Genomic DNA, 16,230 nt, shown 5'->3' with positions numbered 1-16,230 from the left:
TCGGGGTTCCCAGGATGCCTTTCTTTTTCTTTTTTTTTTCTCCCGCCGGACGAGGGGGGGGGGGGGGGGGGCGCCCCCCCCCCCCCACCCCTTCTCTTCACGCCTTAGGGAGGCACGAGTGCTGGAGACCGGTGTCCGGCAGGTCCGGGTGGCGATGGCCATGGTGTTCGGCCGGAAGCTGAACGTACGGGCCGTGGAGCGGCTGGTCGCCGACGCCCTCGCCACGCTCGAGGAGTTCGGTTCGCTCGGCGACGACGTCGACGAACTGGCCGACGGACCGTTCGCCGACCCGGACGAGCGGCGCGACCTGCAGAACCGCGCCCTCCAGCGGACCGTGCGCAGACTCGCCAAGCGCTCGCCCTTCTACCGGGAGCGGCTCGCCGGCACCGACCTCGACGGACTGACCACCGAGACACTCACCCGGATCCCGGTGACCCGCAAGGCCGACCTGATCGCGCGCCCCGCCGACTTCCTGTGCAGCACCCCCTACCTCGCGACCCAGACGACCGGCACCACCGGCCGACCCGTCCAGATGTGGCTCTCCCGCTACGAGATGGAGCTCTGGCCCGCGCTGATCGCCCTCTCCGTGGTGCTGCGCGGCGACATCCGCCCCGGCGACCGGATGCAGATCAACCTCAGCTCCCGGGCCACGGCCGCCGTACAGGAGGACGTCGAGGTCTGCCGGCTCGTCAATGCCTCCTGCCACGTGGTCGGCCAGGTCCCGCCCGAGGAGTCCGTCGAGCACCTGCTCGGCCGCAACGGCACCCGCCCCACCCTGCTCACCGGGAACCCCAGCTACCTGGCCCGGATGCTCACCGCGGCCCGCCGGCGCGGATACGGGCCGGACGACTTCGGCCTCCGGTCGATCTACGCGGGTGGCGAGATCGTGTCGCCGGCCCTCGTCCTGGCCCTGCGCGAGACCTTCGGCGCCGAGACCATCGGCGACAACTTCGGCATGACCGAACTGCTCCCGGTGGGCGGCCGCACCTGCAGCCGCCGCCACCTCCACATCGACCCCAACATGGGGTACACCGAGGTGCTCGACCTGGACACGGGCGAACCCGTCGCCCCCGGACAGCTCGGCGAACTGACCGTCACGCCGTACTACCCCTACCGGGAGTGCATGCCGGTGCTGCGGTACAACACCGGCGACGTGGTGCGCACTCTGGAGGGCGAACCGGACTGCGAACTGGCCGCCGTACCCGCCGTCTCGCAGATCCTCGGCAAGGCGGGCACCCTCCTGCGCACCGCCGGTTCGGTCGTCACGCCGCGCGACGTCGTGGAGGCCCTGGACGGCACCCCGGGCATGCCGTGGCCGCTGCGCCACCGGGCCGGGACCGGACCCGACGGCCGCCTCCACGTGGAGGTCGCCTCGCGGACCGCGACCACGGCCGAGGTGACCGAGCGGCTGCTGGCACGCGGCATCGAGGCCCGTGTCACCGTCCTGCCGCTGGACGACGAGGCGGCCGCACGCCGCTTCCCCCTCCGCTGCGACCTGTTGGAGCACACCTTCACCCGGAGCCACGCATGACGGTCTTCTTCCAGCTCGCGGTCACCGCGGCCCTCGCGCTCGCGGTCGTCTTCGCCACCATCGTGTACTTCCGCGCCGTCCGCACCGCGAGGCCGCCCGTCGGCGTCTTCAACGGCCGCGACATCTTCATGATGATGGGCTTCGTCCTCGCCCTGCCGTACGTCTACCTCGCGCTGCCCGGCGTCGTCCTCCCATGCGTGCTCGCCCTGGTCTTCGCCGGCGGACTGTCCGTCGGCTACCAGCCGCTCATCGGCAACGGCCGGTTGCGCTGGTCGCTGATCACCGCACTGATCGCGAGTGTGCTCGTCACGCACCTGGCCTTCGGCGAGACCGCGCCGCCGTACTGGGTGGCGAACAGCTGCGTCGTCGGCCTGGTCGTCGTCTCCGCCACTAACCTCAACGTCCAGGGCGGCATGCGGCTGAAGAACGTGGCGTGGTTCCTGCTCGCCCTCGCCGCCTACGACGCCTTCTTCGCCTGGGTCGTCCCGTTGACCCAGGAGCTCGCCGACGCCGTCCAGGGCTATCCGTACGCACCGGCCGCGGGCCTGCGCATCGGCGAGGACCTCGGCGCGGTCGTCGGCATGGGCGACCTGCTGGCCTACGCCCTGTTCACCACCACCGCCTACAAGGCGTACGGGAGGCCGGGGCTGCGGACCGGGATCGCCCTGGTGGTGCTCTTCGGGGCCGTGGCGCCCGTGGCCGCCCTGCACCTGATCTCGGCGGCCACCGGCGACGCCCCCGGCATCATCCCCGCCCAGGTGTTCTTCGGCCCGGCGGCCTTCGTCGCCTACCAGGTCCTGCGCCGCCGGGGGCCGGAGCGCCGGATGGCCGACATCGTCTTCCGCCGCGACCGCGCGGACGCTCCGCGGCAGGCCCCGGTACGCGCCGAGGCCCGGCCGGTGGCCTGAGCGGGCGCCCCGGGGCTACCCGCGCCAGATCTTCTCGTACGCCTGCTGGTAACCCCGCGGTTCCCAGGACGTGGCCCCGCCGCTGTTGTCGGCCGTGACGACGTGGACGGGGGCGACGTAGCCGCTGGCGGGCCGCCCGGCGAAGGCGCGGTTGAACTCGTCGGCGATCTGCCAGCCCTGCTGCGAGAGCGGTTCCGGAACGGTGGCGGCCTGGTACTGCCTGCTGTTGATGCGCTGGAAGGCGGACGGATCGCCGTCACCGGCACCGATGTTGGAGGGCGGTCCGCCGCCGGGCTTTCCGGCGGCCCGCAGGGCCGGGGCGGCATCGGCGAAGTAGAGGTCGTTGACGGCGACCGAGTGGGTCCACTCGTTCCCGAAGCGGGACAGGAGGGAGGAGACCTGCTGCGGGGTGCGCCGGCTCGCGTCCGGGATCGGGATGTTCTCGTACGCCAGGAGTTCCACGCCGGGGCAGTCGGCGAGCCGCGCCTTGATCAGGTCTGCCTTCGTCCGGGCGAAGGGGATCGAGTCGTCGGTGAAGAGGACGACACCGGCTCCGCCCCCGGACCCGGCGATGACCCAGTCCGCACTGATCCTCGCCACGTCCTGCACCTTCGTGGTGATGTTCGTGAAGAGCGGCGGGGTCCTGCTCGGGCCGGGTGAGTCGACCGCGTGCCAGCCGATGAGCGGGATGCCCGCCGCGTCGGCGCGTGCCACCTGCCGTGAGGTCAGGCGGGGGTCGAACCCGCCGATGACGATGCCCGACGGCTTGAGGGTGACGGCCTGGCTCAGCGCCGCCTGGATCCCGGCCGGGCTGCCCTCACCGTCGATCACCCGGACCCGCCAGCCGATGGCCCTGGCGGCCTGCTGGAGTCCCTGCGCGACTCCCGCGACACCCGGGTTGGTCATGGTCTGCGCGACGTAGACGATGCTCTTGCCGGGGGCCGCCGCGGGCCCGGTCGTGGGGCCGGTCCACGCGCTGTCGGTGCTCTCGGCCTTCCGTACGTCGGCCCGGGCCTGTTCGAGAACGGCCGGGCAGCCGGCCGCCGACGGCCCGGTGGTGCCCGCCGGGCCGCCGCCGCATCCGGCGACGGCCGCCGTGAGGAGGGCTGCGGCCGCGAGGAGGATCATGCGGTTGGGGTACACGGTGCTCCTGACGCTGTGTGCGCTGCGAGGTGGTCTCAGGGGGCGTCCTGCCGACCGTGCCGGGCCCGCGTGGCCCCACCGGTCGCGGCGGCGCTGGCGCGCAGCCGGCGGCGGGCGGAATAGCCGGCCAGGCCGACCGCGATGAGCAGGGTGGCGCCGTTGAACAGCGGCGTCGCCCAGAACTGCGCGCCGAGCTGGCCGATCCCGGCGAGGCCCACGGCCAGGACGGTGACGGCGACGAGGGTGCCCAGGGCGTTGGCTCGGCCCGGTTTGATCGCGGTGGAACCGAGGAGGGCGCCGACGAACGCGGGCAGCAGGTATTCCAGGCCGACGCTCGGATTGCCGATCTGCTGCTGGGCCGCGAGGAGGACCCCGGCGAAACCGACGATCAGGCCCGATGTGGCGAAGGCGACGACGGAACAGAGGTGGGTGGGGATGCCGAGGATCGCGGCGGCCCGGGGGTTGGAGCCGATGACGTACAGGTACCGGCCGAGCGGCAGCCGTTCCAGCAGCACCCAGAGGGCGGCGACGAGGACGAGCACGTAGAAGGCGGGCAGCGGAAGTCCGAGGAACGTGGCGTCGTACAGGCCGGTGAAGGCGGCCGGGAGGCCTTCGGGGCCCGGGACGATGCGGCTGCCGTCGGTGATCCAGCCGGTCGCCGCGTACATGATGCTCCCGGTTCCGAGCGTCGCGATGAGCGAGTCGATGCGCGCGAACTCGACGATGATCCCGTTCACGACGCCGGCCAGTGCCCCGCCGGCGACGACCGTGAGGCAGGCGAGCTGCCACGGCCAGCGTTCGTCGACGATCAGGTGCATCACCATGACGTGCGCCAGTCCCAGGCCGTAGCCGATGGACAGGTCGAACCGGCCGGCCGCGACGGGGACCGTCACGCCGAGCGCGAGGATGGCGGGGATCGACTGGTTGGACAGGATCGAGGAGACGTTGTCCATCGTCGGGAAGGTGTCCGGCAGGACGAGGGAGAAGACCAGGAAGAGCAGGACCGTGAGGGTCAGCAGGCCGTAGGTGCCGATGAAGTGGGCGCGCCGGCGGCTCACCGGCCCGGACCGCTTCCGGTGATCGCGGGCAGGGCCGAGGCGGTGCGCGTCAGCTCGGTGACGTTCAGGGTCCCGCCCGCCAGCTCGGCCGTCACCGTCCCGCGGCCGAAGACCAGCGCACGGTGGCAGAGGTCGGCGACCTCCTCGAAATCGGTGGAGACGAGGAGGACGGCGAGGCCGGCCCCGACCGCTTCGTCGAGGATCCGGTGGATCGCCGCCTTGGCTCCGACGTCCACGCTGGCGGTCGGCTCCTCCAGGACCAGCAGGCGCAGGTTCCCCCGCAGCCACCGGCCGACGACCACCTTCTGCTGGTTGCCGCCGGACAGGGCGGCGATGGGCACCTCGCTGTCGCGGGGGTGCACCGAAAACCGCTCGATCAGGGCGCGGGCCTCGGCCCGTTCGCGCCGCGGTCCGGTCCAGCGCCATGCCGGCACACCGGCGGCCCGCGGGTTGGCCAGGAAGTTCTCCCGGACGGTCAGATCGGCGGCGCAGCCCTCCTCCTGACGGTTGCCGGCCACGAAGCCGACGCCGCAGCGGAGGGCCGCGGCCACCGTGCGCGGCCGGTACGGGCGGCCGTCCAGCAGCGCCCGGCCGCCGAGCAGCGGCAGCGCGCCGGCGAGGGTGCGGCCCAGGTGCATGTGGCCGGCGCCGGTCAGGCCCACCATGCCGAGGACCTCCCCCTCGCGCAGGACCAGGGTGACGGGACCGGTGCGGGCCGTCGACACGCCGTCGAGGCTCAGGACGGCCGGGCGGCGGTCCGCGGAAGACCTCGCGGACGCAGGCGCGGTGGGGGCCGCGGGGGTGGCGACGTACGCCGTCACGGGCCTGCGGCGGGCCGGTTCGTGCCCGACGATGTCGCGCACCAGGCGGTCGGGGGAGTAGGGGGCGAGGGGGCCGTGGCTGACGAGGCGGCCGTCGCGCAGGACGGCGAAGCTGTCGGCGACCTCGTACACCTCGTCGAGCCGGTGGCTGACGTAGAGGACGCCGTGTCCGCGGGCGCGCAGGGCGTGCAGGACGCCGAAGAGCCGGGCGCAGTCGGCGGCCGGGAGGGTGGCGGTCGGCTCGTCGAGGACGAACAGCCGGGCCCGTCCCGCCAGCGCGCGGGCGATGGCCACGAGGGACCGCTCGGCGGGGGCGAGGTCGGCGATCCGGGCGTCGGCGTCCAGGTGCCCGGCGACGATCCGCAGGGCCTCGTCGCAGCGCTCCCGGGTCCTCCGCCACGAGATCAGGCCTCGGCGCAGGGGATAGCCGGTGCCCAGGGCGATGTTCTCGGCGACCGTCATCCACTCGACGAGGCCGAGGTCCTGGTGGATGAAGGACATGTGGCGCAGGGCTGCCTCGGAGGGAAGCGGATGTCCGGCCACCGTCACCTCGCCCGCGTCGGCGTGGTAAACCCCGGCAAGCACCTTGATGAGGGTGGACTTGCCTGCCCCGTTGGGCCCGAGGAGGGCGAGGACGCTGCCGCCGCGGATGTCGAGGCCGACCGAGTCCAGGGCGAGGGTGCCGCCGAACCGCTTGCTGAGACCGCGTATCCGGACGAGGGGTTCTCCGTCGGGGCGCGGGGGCGGGCTCGAGGTGACGGGGGTGTCATGCACGGACTTCTCCGGGGCCGCCGGGGGAGGTCTTGCTGTGATGCGGAACAGTCAGGATGCTACTTGGCGCTATCGCGACATGTCCGACATTGCCGGTCATGCCGCGTCGAGGGCGCATTCCGCCCAGATGACCTTGCCGCGGGCGGTGTACCGGGCACCCCAGGCCTGGGAGAGCTGCGCGACGAGGAACAGGCCGCGTCCGCCCTCGTCCGTGGTGGCGGCACGCCGCAGGTGCGGGGCGGTGTTGCTGCCGTCGGAGACCTCGCAGATCAGGGAACGGTCGTGGATCAGCCGTACCTGGATGGGCTCGCTGCCGTACCGGACCGCATTCGTGACCAGCTCGCTGAGCATCAGCTCGGCGGCGAAGGCGAGTTCGTCCAACCCCCATGCGGCGAGCTGCCGGGTGGCGGCGCCCCGGATGTCGGAGACGAGGGACGGGTCCGGGGGCAGGTCCCACGCGGCGATCCGGTCGGCGGGCACCGTACGGGTACGGGCGACGAGCAGCGCGATGTCGTCGTCGGGGTGTTCGGGCGCCACTGCCTCGATGACGGCCCGGCAGGTGTCCTGCGGCTTCCGGTCCCGGTGGGCGAGCGCGGCGCGCAACTGCTCGAGTGAGACGTCGACGTCGCGGTGGCGGCCCGCGACGAGGCCGTCGGTGTACAGGACCAGGGTGCTGTGCTCGGGCAGCCGGACCTCGGCTGTCTCGAAGGGCAGGCCGCCCAGGCCCAGGGGCGGTCCGGCGGGCAGGTCGGGGAAGGTCACGCCGCCGTCGGGGTGGACCAGTGCGGGCGGGGGGTGGCCGGCGCGGGCCATCGTGCACACCTGCGACGTGGGGTCGTAGACGGCGTACAGGCAGGTGGCGCCGACGATGCCGTTGCTGCCGGTGGCGTTCGCGTCCTCCTCCTCCCGGTCCAGGCGCACCAGGAGGTTGTCCAGGTGGGTGAGCAGCTCGTCCGGGGCCAGTTCCAGCTCGGCGAAGTTGCGGGCGGCGATGCGCAGCCGGCCCATCGTGGCGGCGGCGTGCAGCCCGTGCCCGACGACGTCACCCACCAGCAGGGCGACGCGGGTGCCGGAGAGGGGGATGACGTCGAACCAGTCGCCGCCGACCCCGGACTCGGCCGGCTGGTAGTGGTGGGCGACCTCCACGGCCCCCTGCTCGGGGAGGCCTCGCGGGAGCAGGCTGCGCTGCAGGGCCAGGGCCAGGGTGTGCTCCCGGGTGTAGCGGCGGGCGTTGTCGATGCACAGGGCGGCGCGGGCCGCGAGTTCCTGGGCCAGCCGGCTGTCGTCCTCCCCGAAGGGGGCGGGGTCCTGCGAGCGGTAGAACGTGGCGATGCCGAGCAGTACGCCACGGGCGAGCAGGGGGACGCAGATCATGGAGTGCACGTGGTGGGCCAGGATTCCCCGGGCGTGTTCGAGGCCTGGGATCATCCATGCCGGAGTGGTGGTCTGGAGGTCGGTTTCCAGCACGGCGGGCTCGCCCTGGAGGCAGCGCATGTGGGGGGTCCCGGGGTCCAGCCGCACCTGGTGGCCGACCGGATAGAACGGGCAGTCGTCGCGGATGCCGTGTACCACCGTGCGGTGCAGGTCGTCCTGCGGGACGGCGGACTCCTCGCCGCGCAGCACGGCCCCGGGCAGGTCGACCGTGACGTAGTCGGCCAGGCGCGGCACGGCCGTCTCGGCGAGCTCCCAGGCGGTGCGGCGCACGTCCAGAGTGGTGCCGATCCGGGTGCTGGCCTCGGCCAGCAGCTCCAGGCGGCGGCGTGCGGCCACCGCGTACTTGCCCACCTCGGGCTCGCCCACCAGAACGAGGCCCCGGACCGCGCCGGGGGCGGCGGCCGGGACACCGCGCGGGGAGTCGGCGCCCGGCCCGGGCGCTTCGGCCGGGCCGCCGGTCGTGCGGCGCGCGGCGGAGGCGTCGGTGATGTGCCAGGGCAGTGATTCCGCGCGCTCCGTCGCGGCGAGGGCCAGGGCGCCGAGGGCGGAGGCGGTGGGCTTCGAGGCGGCGAGGTGGTGCGCCGGCGGGGAGTCGCCGGTGAGCACGGCCTCGACGACGACGCCCTCCACACCCGAGAGGCTCGTGACCGGGCTGCTCAGGAGGGTGACCTCCCGCCCGTGGGAGAGCGGCACCTCGACCGCGGCACGCTGCGGGTTGGAGATGAGCTCGGTGGCCCTCGCCTTGAGGACCATCTGGTCCTGCGGGTCGAGGCCGCCGTCGGTGAGATCGTCCAGTGGGATCAGCCGGCCGTCGTCGTCGGCCTCCCCGGCGCCGGCGCGGAGCCGGGCGCCGATATAGGTCCGCAGCAGGGCGCGCTCGCGGGCCGAACTCTGCTCCATGAGCCGCCGCTCGATGGACTCCGCCGCCCGGCAGACCAGGACGGGCAGGGCCGGGTCCTCGTAGCTGCGCGGATAGCCGAAGCAGAGGACGCCGATGACGTGGCCGCTGAACCGGTCGCGGATCGGGGTGGCGGAGCAGGCGTTCGACTGGGACCGCTCGGCGAAGTGCTCGGCGCCGTAGACCTGGCACAACCGCCTCTCGGCGAGCGCGAGCCCGATGCCGTTGGTGCCCGCGTAGCGCTCGGCGAAGACGAATCCGGGGACGCTCTGGATGGGCGCCAGCCGGCCGGCCAGGGCGGGCTCCCCGAACCGGCGCTGCAGCACCGTGCCGTTCCCGTCCGCGAGGGAGATGTTCATCTGGCTGCCCGAGAACCTGCTCTGGAGCTCGTCGAGGACCGGGACCGCGGCCCGGACGAGCCGGCTGTCGGGATCGAAGTCGTCCGTGAAGGGCAGGTCCGTCTGCTCCGGTGCGATACCCAGCATCCGGCTGCGCATCCACGAGTTCAGGATGGGGGCGCGCACGCTGCCCTCGACCGACTCGCCCAGCAGGAACCGCTCACGGGAGCGTACGGGGCTGATCTGGCCTCCCGTGACCCCCATCTGCACCACTTCCCCTTGCCGAGCCACCTGCCGCACCGGGATGTCCGCACCGCGCGAGTGCCTTCCGAGTATATTCCTCCGCTTTTAAAGCAATATGCCCGGATAGGTGCGTTCTTGTAGTGCTGGCCCTCCCTCATGGGGCCGCTACCTCACAGGACGGCGACCGGATTGACCGGCGAGCCCGTCCCGCCCGGCACCCTCAGGGGCGATACGACGATCATGAACTCGTGCCGCTGCGCCTCGGCGCAGGCGCCGGCGAGGGCCTCCAGGTCCAGGTTGTCCAGCAGCGGCACACCCATGGCGGCGACGGCCAGCGCGTGGACGGGGGAGTGCACGCCCTCGACGGGCGAGGGGCGCACGTCGCTGTCCCCGTCACCGCCGAGCAGGGCGATCGCCCGCTCGGCCAGCAGCGGCACGGCGTCCACGTGGAAGCCCGCGCACGCCGCGTCGGCGTCCCAGGGGCCCAGCTTGCGGCGCCTGCGGAAGCGGCCGGTGCGGAGCAGCACCGCGCAGCCCTCGTCGATCGTCACCCCGAGCGCCCGCTCCGCGGCGGCGACGTCCCGCGCGCGGACCGCACGGCCGGGCTCCAGCCAGTCCGTCCCGAGGACGGCCGGCAGGTCGAGGAGCACGCCCTTGGTGACGAGGGGGCCGAGGGCCTCCACCGAGCCGAAGCGGGCGCCTCCGGCGTCGACGGACTCCCGTGCCGGGCGGCCGTCGTAGAGCCGGCCCCGGTAGGCGACGTGGGAGAGCGCGTCCAGGTGGCTCACGGCCTTGCCGTGGTAGTCGGCGGCGATGAAGTCCTTGTGGGTGGCGGGCTCCGGGGCCTCCACGTCGCCGAGGTCGGACATGTAGTGCAGGGCCGGCCTGCTGTTGTCCGGTCCGCCACGCGTGTTCCACGGCAGGCCCAGCTGCACCGTCGTGCCGGACCGGACCAGGGCGGCCGCCCGACGCACGTGGTCCGCGGTGACCCGGTTCCAGGCACCGCGGTCGGCCGGGGACCACCGGCCCCAGGTGCCGACCGAGGCGAAGAGGGCGTCGAACTCCGCGCGCGACACCCTCGGCCCGCCGCCGGCCGTGTCCGGCCGGGGGGCGGGGTCGTCGTCCACCGGGCTGCTGCTCACCTGCCGCTCCTCGAGTGCTCGTGTTCCCTGCTCCCGCTGCGCGTGCGCACGCAAGCACATGCCCGCCGGACCGCCGGGCCACGCCGGGACGGCGGCGAGGTCGGCCGTACGGAGGCGGGACCGGGGGCGAGTGGCGGTTGCCGGCGGTGGGCGCCGACGGGTGGCTGTGTGCGTCGGCGGGTGGCGGCGAGTGGCGACGACGAGCACCGGCGGCGCAGGCTGTAAGCATGCGGCTGCCCATCCGCCCTTCTCCCGGCCCGGGAGGCGGCGGCCACCAGGTCCTTTTCGTCCTCGCGAAATGTGTGCCCTTCGCGATCGCGCTCCTGGTGCTGGCCATCGAGTTCACGCCCGCACACGTCCTGTACACGGGTCCCCTCCTGGTGGCCACGCCGGCGCTGGCCGCGGTGACGATGGGCCCGAGCGGAACCCTCGCCGCGGCGGGCCTCGCCGTGGCCGTGAGCGTGACCACGGCCACGTACAACCAGGCGTGGGGCAGCCAGCAGGTCTACAGCAACTTCCTCGCCCTCTTCCTGGTGTCGCTGGCCGGCGTGACGACCAGCCGCATGGCCCGCGCACGCAGCGCCAGGGAGCTGAGCCAGATCCGCCGGATCGCCTCGGCGGCGCAGAAGGTCCTGCTGCGGCCCGTGCCCGAGCGGCTGGGCCCGCTCCGCGCCGCCAGCCTGTACGTGGCGGCCGAGAAGGGCGCGCAGATCGGCGGGGACCTGTACGAGGCCATGGAGACCCGGTACGGGATCCGGATGATCGTGGGCGACGTACGCGGCAAGGGCCTGCCCGCCGTACGCACGGCCGCGGCCGTGCTGGGCGCCTTCCGGGAGGCCGTGTACTACGAGGACGACCTGGTGGACGTCGTCAGGCACTGCGAGGCGGCCATGCGCCGGGACGCGGCCGTGCCGGGCGCGGTCGACGAGGAGGCGCTCGTGGAGGGCTTCGTCACGGCGGTGGTGGCCCAGGTGCCCGACGGGCACGTGGTCGAGGTCGTCAACCGCGGCCATCCGCCGCCGCTGCTGCTGCACGACGGCAAGGTCCGGGCACTCGTGCCCGGCACCCCGCTGCCACCGCTGGGCCTCGGCGAGTTCATCGAGGGCCCGCCCGGAACCACGGACACCTACTCCTTCCTGCCGGGCGACCGGCTGCTGCTGCACACCGACGGCGTCAACGAGGCCCGTGACCGCGGCAACACCTTCTTCGCCCTGCCGGAGGCCATGGAGGCGATGCCCGACCGAGGGCCCCTGGAGTTCCTGGACCGGCTGTGCCAGGCACTGGTCCGGCACACCGAGGACCGGCTGGCGGACGACGTGGCGATGATCCTCGTCGAGCGGCTCGACGAGGCGGGAGGGACGGTCCGATGACCCGCGTGCAGTGGCTCCTGGTCCGTGGCGAACGCGGCAACCCCGCGACGCGCCTGGACGACCGGCGGCCGGACGGCGCGGCCTGGTCCTGGGGCAACGAGGCACGGCCGCTGGTCCACGGCGCCTCGTACTTCGCCGAGCTCCTGGCGGGCGTCGACGCCATGCGCGCCGGCGACCTGCTGCTGTTCACCGACTGGCGTGGAGACCCCGACGAGCGGCTCGACGGGCCGGGCACGGAGATCGGCACGGTCCTGTGCCGGGCGGCCGAGCGCGGCGTCATGGTCAAGGGCCTGCTGTGGCGCTCCCACCTGGACAGCCTCCACTTCAGCCAGACGGAGAACCTCCATCTCGGCGAGGAGCTCGCCCGGGCCGGCGGCGAGTGCCTGCTCGACATGCGGGTGCGGCCCGGCGGCTCCCACCACCAGAAGCTGGTGGTGCTGCGCCACCCGGGCCGCCCCGAGGGGGACGTCGCGTACGTCGGCGGCATCGACCTCTGCCACAACCGCAACGACGACGCCCGGCACCACGGGGACCGCCAGTCTCTGCCCCTGGCCGCCGCCTACGGGCCGCACCCGCCGTGGCACGACGTCCAGCTCGCCCTGCGCGGACCGGTCGTCGGCGACGTCGAGGCCGCCTTCCGCGAACGCTGGGACGATCCGGCGCCGCTCAGCCGCAGCCCCCTCACCCGCCTGCGCGAGCGCAAGCACCGCGAGGACGTCAGCGCGGACCGGCTGCCGCCGCAGGCACCCGATCCGGAGCCGTGCGGCACCCACACCGTCCAGCTGCTGCGGACCTACCCGAACCGGCTGCTGCTCGGCTACCCCTTCGCCCCCGACGGCGAGCGCAGCATCGCCCGCGGCTACCTCAAGGCGCTGCGGCGTGCCCGTGCGCTGATCTACCTCGAGGACCAGTACCTGTGGTCGCCCCGCGTGGTGGCCGGCTTCGCCGAGGCGCTGCGCCGACAGCAGGGGCTGCGGATGATCGGCGTCGTCCCCACCTTCCCGGACGAGGACGGACGGCTCACCCTGCCGATGAACCTGATCGGGCGGATCAGCGCGCTGGCCGAGCTGCGCAGGGCCGGCGGCGACAGGGTCGCGGTGTACGGCCTGGAGAACCATGCCGGAACCCCCGTCTACGTCCACGCCAAGGTGTGCGTGATCGACGACGTGTGGGCGTCCGTCGGGTCCGACAACATCAACCTCCGCTCGTGGACCCACGACTCCGAACTCGGCTGCGCCGTCCACGACGAGAGCCGGGACCCGCGCCGTCCGCGCGACCCGGGAGGGCTCGGGGACGGCGCCCGCGTCTTCGCCCGGGAGCTGCGCCTGCAGCTCATGCGCGAGCACCTGGACCTCGCGGACCCGGACCTCGCCGACCCGGACCTCGCGGACCCGGACGGTGCGGACGCGGACCTCGCGGACCCGGACGGTGCGCCCGCGCGATCGGTGCAGGAGGTGCTCTGCGACCCCGTGGAGGCCTTCGAGGCCTTCCGGGCGGCCGCCGCGGCGCTCGACGCCTGGTACGAGGGCGGCTGCCGGGGCACGCGCCCGCCCGGCCGGCTGCGCCGCTACGACCCTCCCGACCTGCCCGTCCCCCAGCGGCTGCCGGCCCGGTTGCTGCACCGGGCCCTCGTCGACCCCGACGGCCGCCCGATGAGGCTGAGGATGCGCAGGAGGTTCTGAGCCGGGCCGCGTTCCGGGGTGAACCGGATCGAACCGGGACACCGGCCCTTCGGGCGGGTACCCCTTAAGCGGCCAATGAGTAGTGGGGTTAGCATATGAGCGCCGCCTAGCTCGAAAGATAAAAGCCTGTGACTGTCAACGAGGACTCGTTCACCAACTGGAACCACCGCGAGGAGATCGCGGAGGCGATGATCCCGATCATCGGGAAGCTGCACCGGGAGCGGGACGTCAACATCCTGCTCCACAGCCGCTCCCTGGTGAACAAATCGGTGGTCAGCATCCTCAAGACCCACCGCTTCGCCCGGCAGATCGACGGCGAGGAGCTGTCGGTCACCGAGACCATGCCGTTCCTGCAGGCGCTCACCGCGCTCGACCTCGGCCCCTCCCAGATCGACCTCGGCATGCTCGCCGCCACCTACAAGGCCGACGACCAGGGCCTTTCGGTCGAGGAGTTCACCGCCCAGGCCGTCGCCGGCGCCACGGGTGAGAACAAGCTGGAGCGCAGCGGGGGCCGCGACGTCGTCCTGTACGGCTTCGGCCGCATCGGCCGCCTGGTCGCCCGCCTGCTCATCGAGAAGGCCGGCTCCGGCAAGGGCCTGCGCCTGCGGGCCATCGTCGTCCGCGGCGGCGGCGACCAGGACCTGGTCAAGCGCGCGTCGCTGCTGCGCCGCGACTCGATCCACGGCCAGTTCCAGGGCACGATCACCGTGGACGAGGCCAACAGCACCATCGTCGCCAACGGCAACGCGATCAAGGTGATCTACGCCAACGACCCCTCCGAGGTCGACTACACGGCGTACGGCATCAAGGACGCCATCCTCATCGACAACACGGGCAAGTGGCGCGACCGCGAGGGCCTGTCCAAGCACCTGCGCCCGGGCATCGACAAGGTCGTCCTGACCGCCCCGGGCAAGGGCGACGTCCCGAACATCGTGCACGGCGTCAACCACGACACCGTCAAGCCGGACGAGCGGATCCTGTCCTGCGCGTCCTGCACCACCAACGCGATCGTTCCGCCGCTGAAGGCCATGGACGACGAGTACGGCGTCCTGCGCGGCCACGTCGAGACCGTCCACTCGTTCACGAACGACCAGAACCTGCTGGACAACTACCACAAGGCCGACCGCCGCGGCCGCAGCGCGCCGCTGAACATGGTCATCACCGAGACCGGCGCCGCCTCCGCCGTCGCGAAGGCGCTGCCCGACCTCAAGGCGCCCATCACCGGCAGCTCGATCCGCGTTCCCGTCCCGGACGTCTCGATCGCCATCCTCAGCCTGCGCCTGGGCCGTGAGACCACCCGTGAGGAAGTCCTCGACCACCTGCGCGACGTCTCGCTGAACTCGCCGCTGAAGCGCCAGATCGACTTCACCACGGCCCCCGACGCCGTCTCCATGGACTTCGTCGGCTCGCGCCACGCGTCCATCGTCGACGCCGGCGCTACCAAGGTCGACGGCGACAACGCGATCCTCTACCTCTGGTACGACAACGAGTTCGGCTACTCGTGCCAGGTCATCCGCGTGGTCCAGCACGTCTCCGGGGTGGAGTACCCCACCTACCCGGTCCCGGCGGTCTGATCCCGCCGACTGCGTGTTCGACGTCGCCGCCCCGCCGCTCCGCGCCGCGGGGCGGCGGTGTTCGCGGCCCCGCACCCCGCACGACCGGCACCACACGTGCCCGCGCTCACGCGTTCGCGGGCACCGGCCGCCGCAGCAGGTAGACGGCCGCGGCCGAGACCAGGGCGGCCATGCACGCGATGAACACCAGCCCGGCGCCCTCCAGGCCGATCGGTCCCACGAGGAGTCCGACGCCGATCACCGGTACGGAGATGCCCGCGTAGGCCACGACGAACAGCGTGGAGACCACCGCCGCGCGCCGGTCCGGCGGCGAGGCGCCCGCCACCGCCGACAGTGCCCCGCGGAACGCCAGCCCCTGCCCGACCCCGCCGACCAGCGCACTCGCCACCACCAGCGCCAGCAGGTCCCACACCAGGGCGCCCGCGAGCAGCGCCAGCCCGGCCAGCAGGCCCGCGCAGCCCAGCGGCAGGGACCGCCCCACCCCGACCCGGCCGACCGCAAGCTGCCCGGCGGTCGAGGCGAAGAAGGCGAGCGCGACGACCAGCCCGCTCACGGCCCGGTTGTGCACGTCGAGGGACTGCGCGAGGAAGGCCGGGCTGACCGAGGTGAACACCCCGAAGAGCGCGAAGCCCACGAAGGCGGCGATCGCCGCGGGCCCGAACACCGACCGCACCTGCGGGGGCACGCCGGGCCGCTGCGGCCGCACGGTGCTCAGCGGCCGCCGGTCCCGCACCGTCTCGTCCAGCCCCAGCAGGACGGCGGCCGACACGGCCACCAGGAACAGGTGAACGGCGAACGGCAGGTGCAGCGGCCAGGGGGCGTACTGCGCGAGGACACCGGCGAGCAGGGGACCGCAGCCGAGCCCGCCCATGTTGGCGGCCGTCGCCACGAACGTGGCCCGGGAGGCCCCGCCGGGCGGCGCCAGTTCCATCACGTACACGGTCGCGGCTCCGGTGAACAGCCCGGCGGACAGTCCCGACAGCAGCCGCCCCGCGTACAGCCAGCCCATCGCGGTGGCGCACAGGAAGCAGAGGGCGCTTGCCGCGGAGAAGCCCAGGCCGGCCAGCAGTACCGGCCGCCGGCCGACGGCGTCCGAGGCGTTGCCCGCCAGCAGCAGCACGCCGATGACCCCGAAGGCGTACACGGCGTACACGACGGTCACCACCAGCTCGGAGAACCCGAACTCCTCCTGGTACAGGCCGTAGAGCGGGGTCGGCAGCGTGGTGCCGGCCATGCACACGGCGAACACCGCCCCGCTGAGCAAGCACTGGCGCCACCCTCGGCGATCACCGTCCATGCCGCCGACGGTAACCCGGG

Annotated in this window: 11 protein-coding genes; 5 read left to right on the top strand and 6 right to left on the bottom strand. The window is 73.2% G+C overall.

Annotated features, from left to right (window positions below):
* The first annotated feature begins 118 nt into the window (after nt 1-118).
* Nucleotides 119-1,531: a phenylacetate--CoA ligase family protein gene (locus ACZ6JS_RS24920; protein ID WP_469301044.1), complete on the top strand. Its 1,413-nt coding sequence runs from the start codon at nt 119-121 to the stop codon at nt 1,529-1,531.
* Nucleotides 1,528-2,439, top strand: a complete 912-nt coding sequence (locus ACZ6JS_RS24915; RefSeq protein WP_469301042.1) for a hypothetical protein — start codon at nt 1,528-1,530, stop codon at nt 2,437-2,439. Before ACZ6JS_RS24920 ends, ACZ6JS_RS24915 begins: the two co-directional genes overlap by 4 nt.
* 15 nt (nt 2,440-2,454) lie before the next feature.
* Here the strand turns inward: ACZ6JS_RS24915 and ACZ6JS_RS24910 are convergent, their stop codons facing one another.
* The 5 genes from ACZ6JS_RS24910 to ACZ6JS_RS24890 all read right to left on the bottom strand — a co-directional run bounded on the left by ACZ6JS_RS24910 (nt 2,455) and on the right by ACZ6JS_RS24890 (nt 10,287).
* Nucleotides 2,455-3,567 carry a substrate-binding domain-containing protein gene (locus tag ACZ6JS_RS24910; protein ID WP_469301073.1) on the bottom strand — a complete coding sequence of 371 codons (1,113 nt, stop codon included), beginning with the start codon at nt 3,565-3,567 and terminating at the stop codon, nt 2,455-2,457.
* 50 nt (nt 3,568-3,617) lie between these two features.
* Nucleotides 3,618-4,640 (bottom strand): ABC transporter permease, encoded by a 1,023-nt coding sequence (locus ACZ6JS_RS24905; protein WP_469301040.1) that lies wholly within the window; start codon nt 4,638-4,640, stop codon nt 3,618-3,620.
* Entirely contained in the window at nt 4,637-6,235 is a 1,599-nt protein-coding gene (locus tag ACZ6JS_RS24900) for a sugar ABC transporter ATP-binding protein (RefSeq protein WP_469301038.1), read from the bottom strand. Before ACZ6JS_RS24900 ends, ACZ6JS_RS24905 begins: the two co-directional genes overlap by 4 nt.
* Nucleotides 6,236-6,328: 93 nt before the next feature.
* On the bottom strand, nt 6,329-9,166 hold the full coding sequence (locus ACZ6JS_RS24895) for a SpoIIE family protein phosphatase (protein WP_469301037.1): 2,838 nt from the start codon (nt 9,164-9,166) through the stop codon (nt 6,329-6,331).
* A 149-nt stretch (nt 9,167-9,315) separates the two neighbouring features.
* Entirely contained in the window at nt 9,316-10,287 is a 972-nt protein-coding gene (locus tag ACZ6JS_RS24890) for a cyclase family protein (RefSeq protein WP_469301035.1), read from the bottom strand.
* A gap of 227 nt (nt 10,288-10,514) precedes the next feature.
* On the opposite strand from ACZ6JS_RS24890, the gene ACZ6JS_RS24885 reads away from it, so the two are divergent.
* The 3 genes from ACZ6JS_RS24885 (at nt 10,515) to ACZ6JS_RS24875 (ending at nt 14,913) form a co-directional block, all read left to right on the top strand.
* Nucleotides 10,515-11,657, top strand: coding sequence for a PP2C family protein-serine/threonine phosphatase (locus ACZ6JS_RS24885; RefSeq protein ID WP_469301033.1), 1,143 nt, complete (start codon nt 10,515-10,517; stop codon nt 11,655-11,657).
* Entirely contained in the window at nt 11,654-13,339 is a 1,686-nt protein-coding gene (locus ACZ6JS_RS24880) for a phospholipase D family protein (protein WP_469301031.1), read from the top strand. The genes ACZ6JS_RS24885 and ACZ6JS_RS24880 overlap by 4 nt, the downstream gene beginning before the upstream one ends.
* 128 nt (nt 13,340-13,467) lie before the next feature.
* A complete protein-coding gene (locus ACZ6JS_RS24875) occupies nt 13,468-14,913 on the top strand; it encodes a glyceraldehyde-3-phosphate dehydrogenase (RefSeq protein ID WP_469301029.1) in 1,446 nt (481 codons plus the stop codon).
* 106 nt (nt 14,914-15,019) lie between these two features.
* Here ACZ6JS_RS24875 and ACZ6JS_RS24870 read toward each other — a convergent pair whose 3' ends face one another.
* On the bottom strand, nt 15,020-16,210 hold the full coding sequence (locus ACZ6JS_RS24870; protein WP_469301027.1) for an MFS transporter: 1,191 nt from the start codon (nt 16,208-16,210) through the stop codon (nt 15,020-15,022).
* Between the last annotated feature and the right edge of the window lie 20 nt (nt 16,211-16,230).

It is taken from the genome of Streptomyces sp. NPDC046349, assembly GCF_055587885.1.
The sequence above is the reverse complement of the archived record's forward strand: the minus strand, read 5'-3'. Positions and strand labels throughout refer to the sequence as shown.

Coding starts and splice junctions, on each gene's coding strand:
- ACZ6JS_RS24915 (WP_469301042.1), top strand. CDS start 1,528: ATGACGGTCTTCTTCCAGCTCGCGGTCACCGCGGCCCTCGCGCTCGCG.
- ACZ6JS_RS24910 (WP_469301073.1), bottom strand. CDS start 3,567: ATGATCCTCCTCGCGGCCGCAGCCCTCCTCACGGCGGCCGTCGCCGGA.
- ACZ6JS_RS24895 (WP_469301037.1), bottom strand. CDS start 9,166: ATGGGGGTCACGGGAGGCCAGATCAGCCCCGTACGCTCCCGTGAGCGG.
- ACZ6JS_RS24885 (WP_469301033.1), top strand. CDS start 10,515: ATGCGGCTGCCCATCCGCCCTTCTCCCGGCCCGGGAGGCGGCGGCCAC.
- ACZ6JS_RS24880 (WP_469301031.1), top strand. CDS start 11,654: ATGACCCGCGTGCAGTGGCTCCTGGTCCGTGGCGAACGCGGCAACCCC.
- ACZ6JS_RS24870 (WP_469301027.1), bottom strand. CDS start 16,210: ATGGACGGTGATCGCCGAGGGTGGCGCCAGTGCTTGCTCAGCGGGGCG.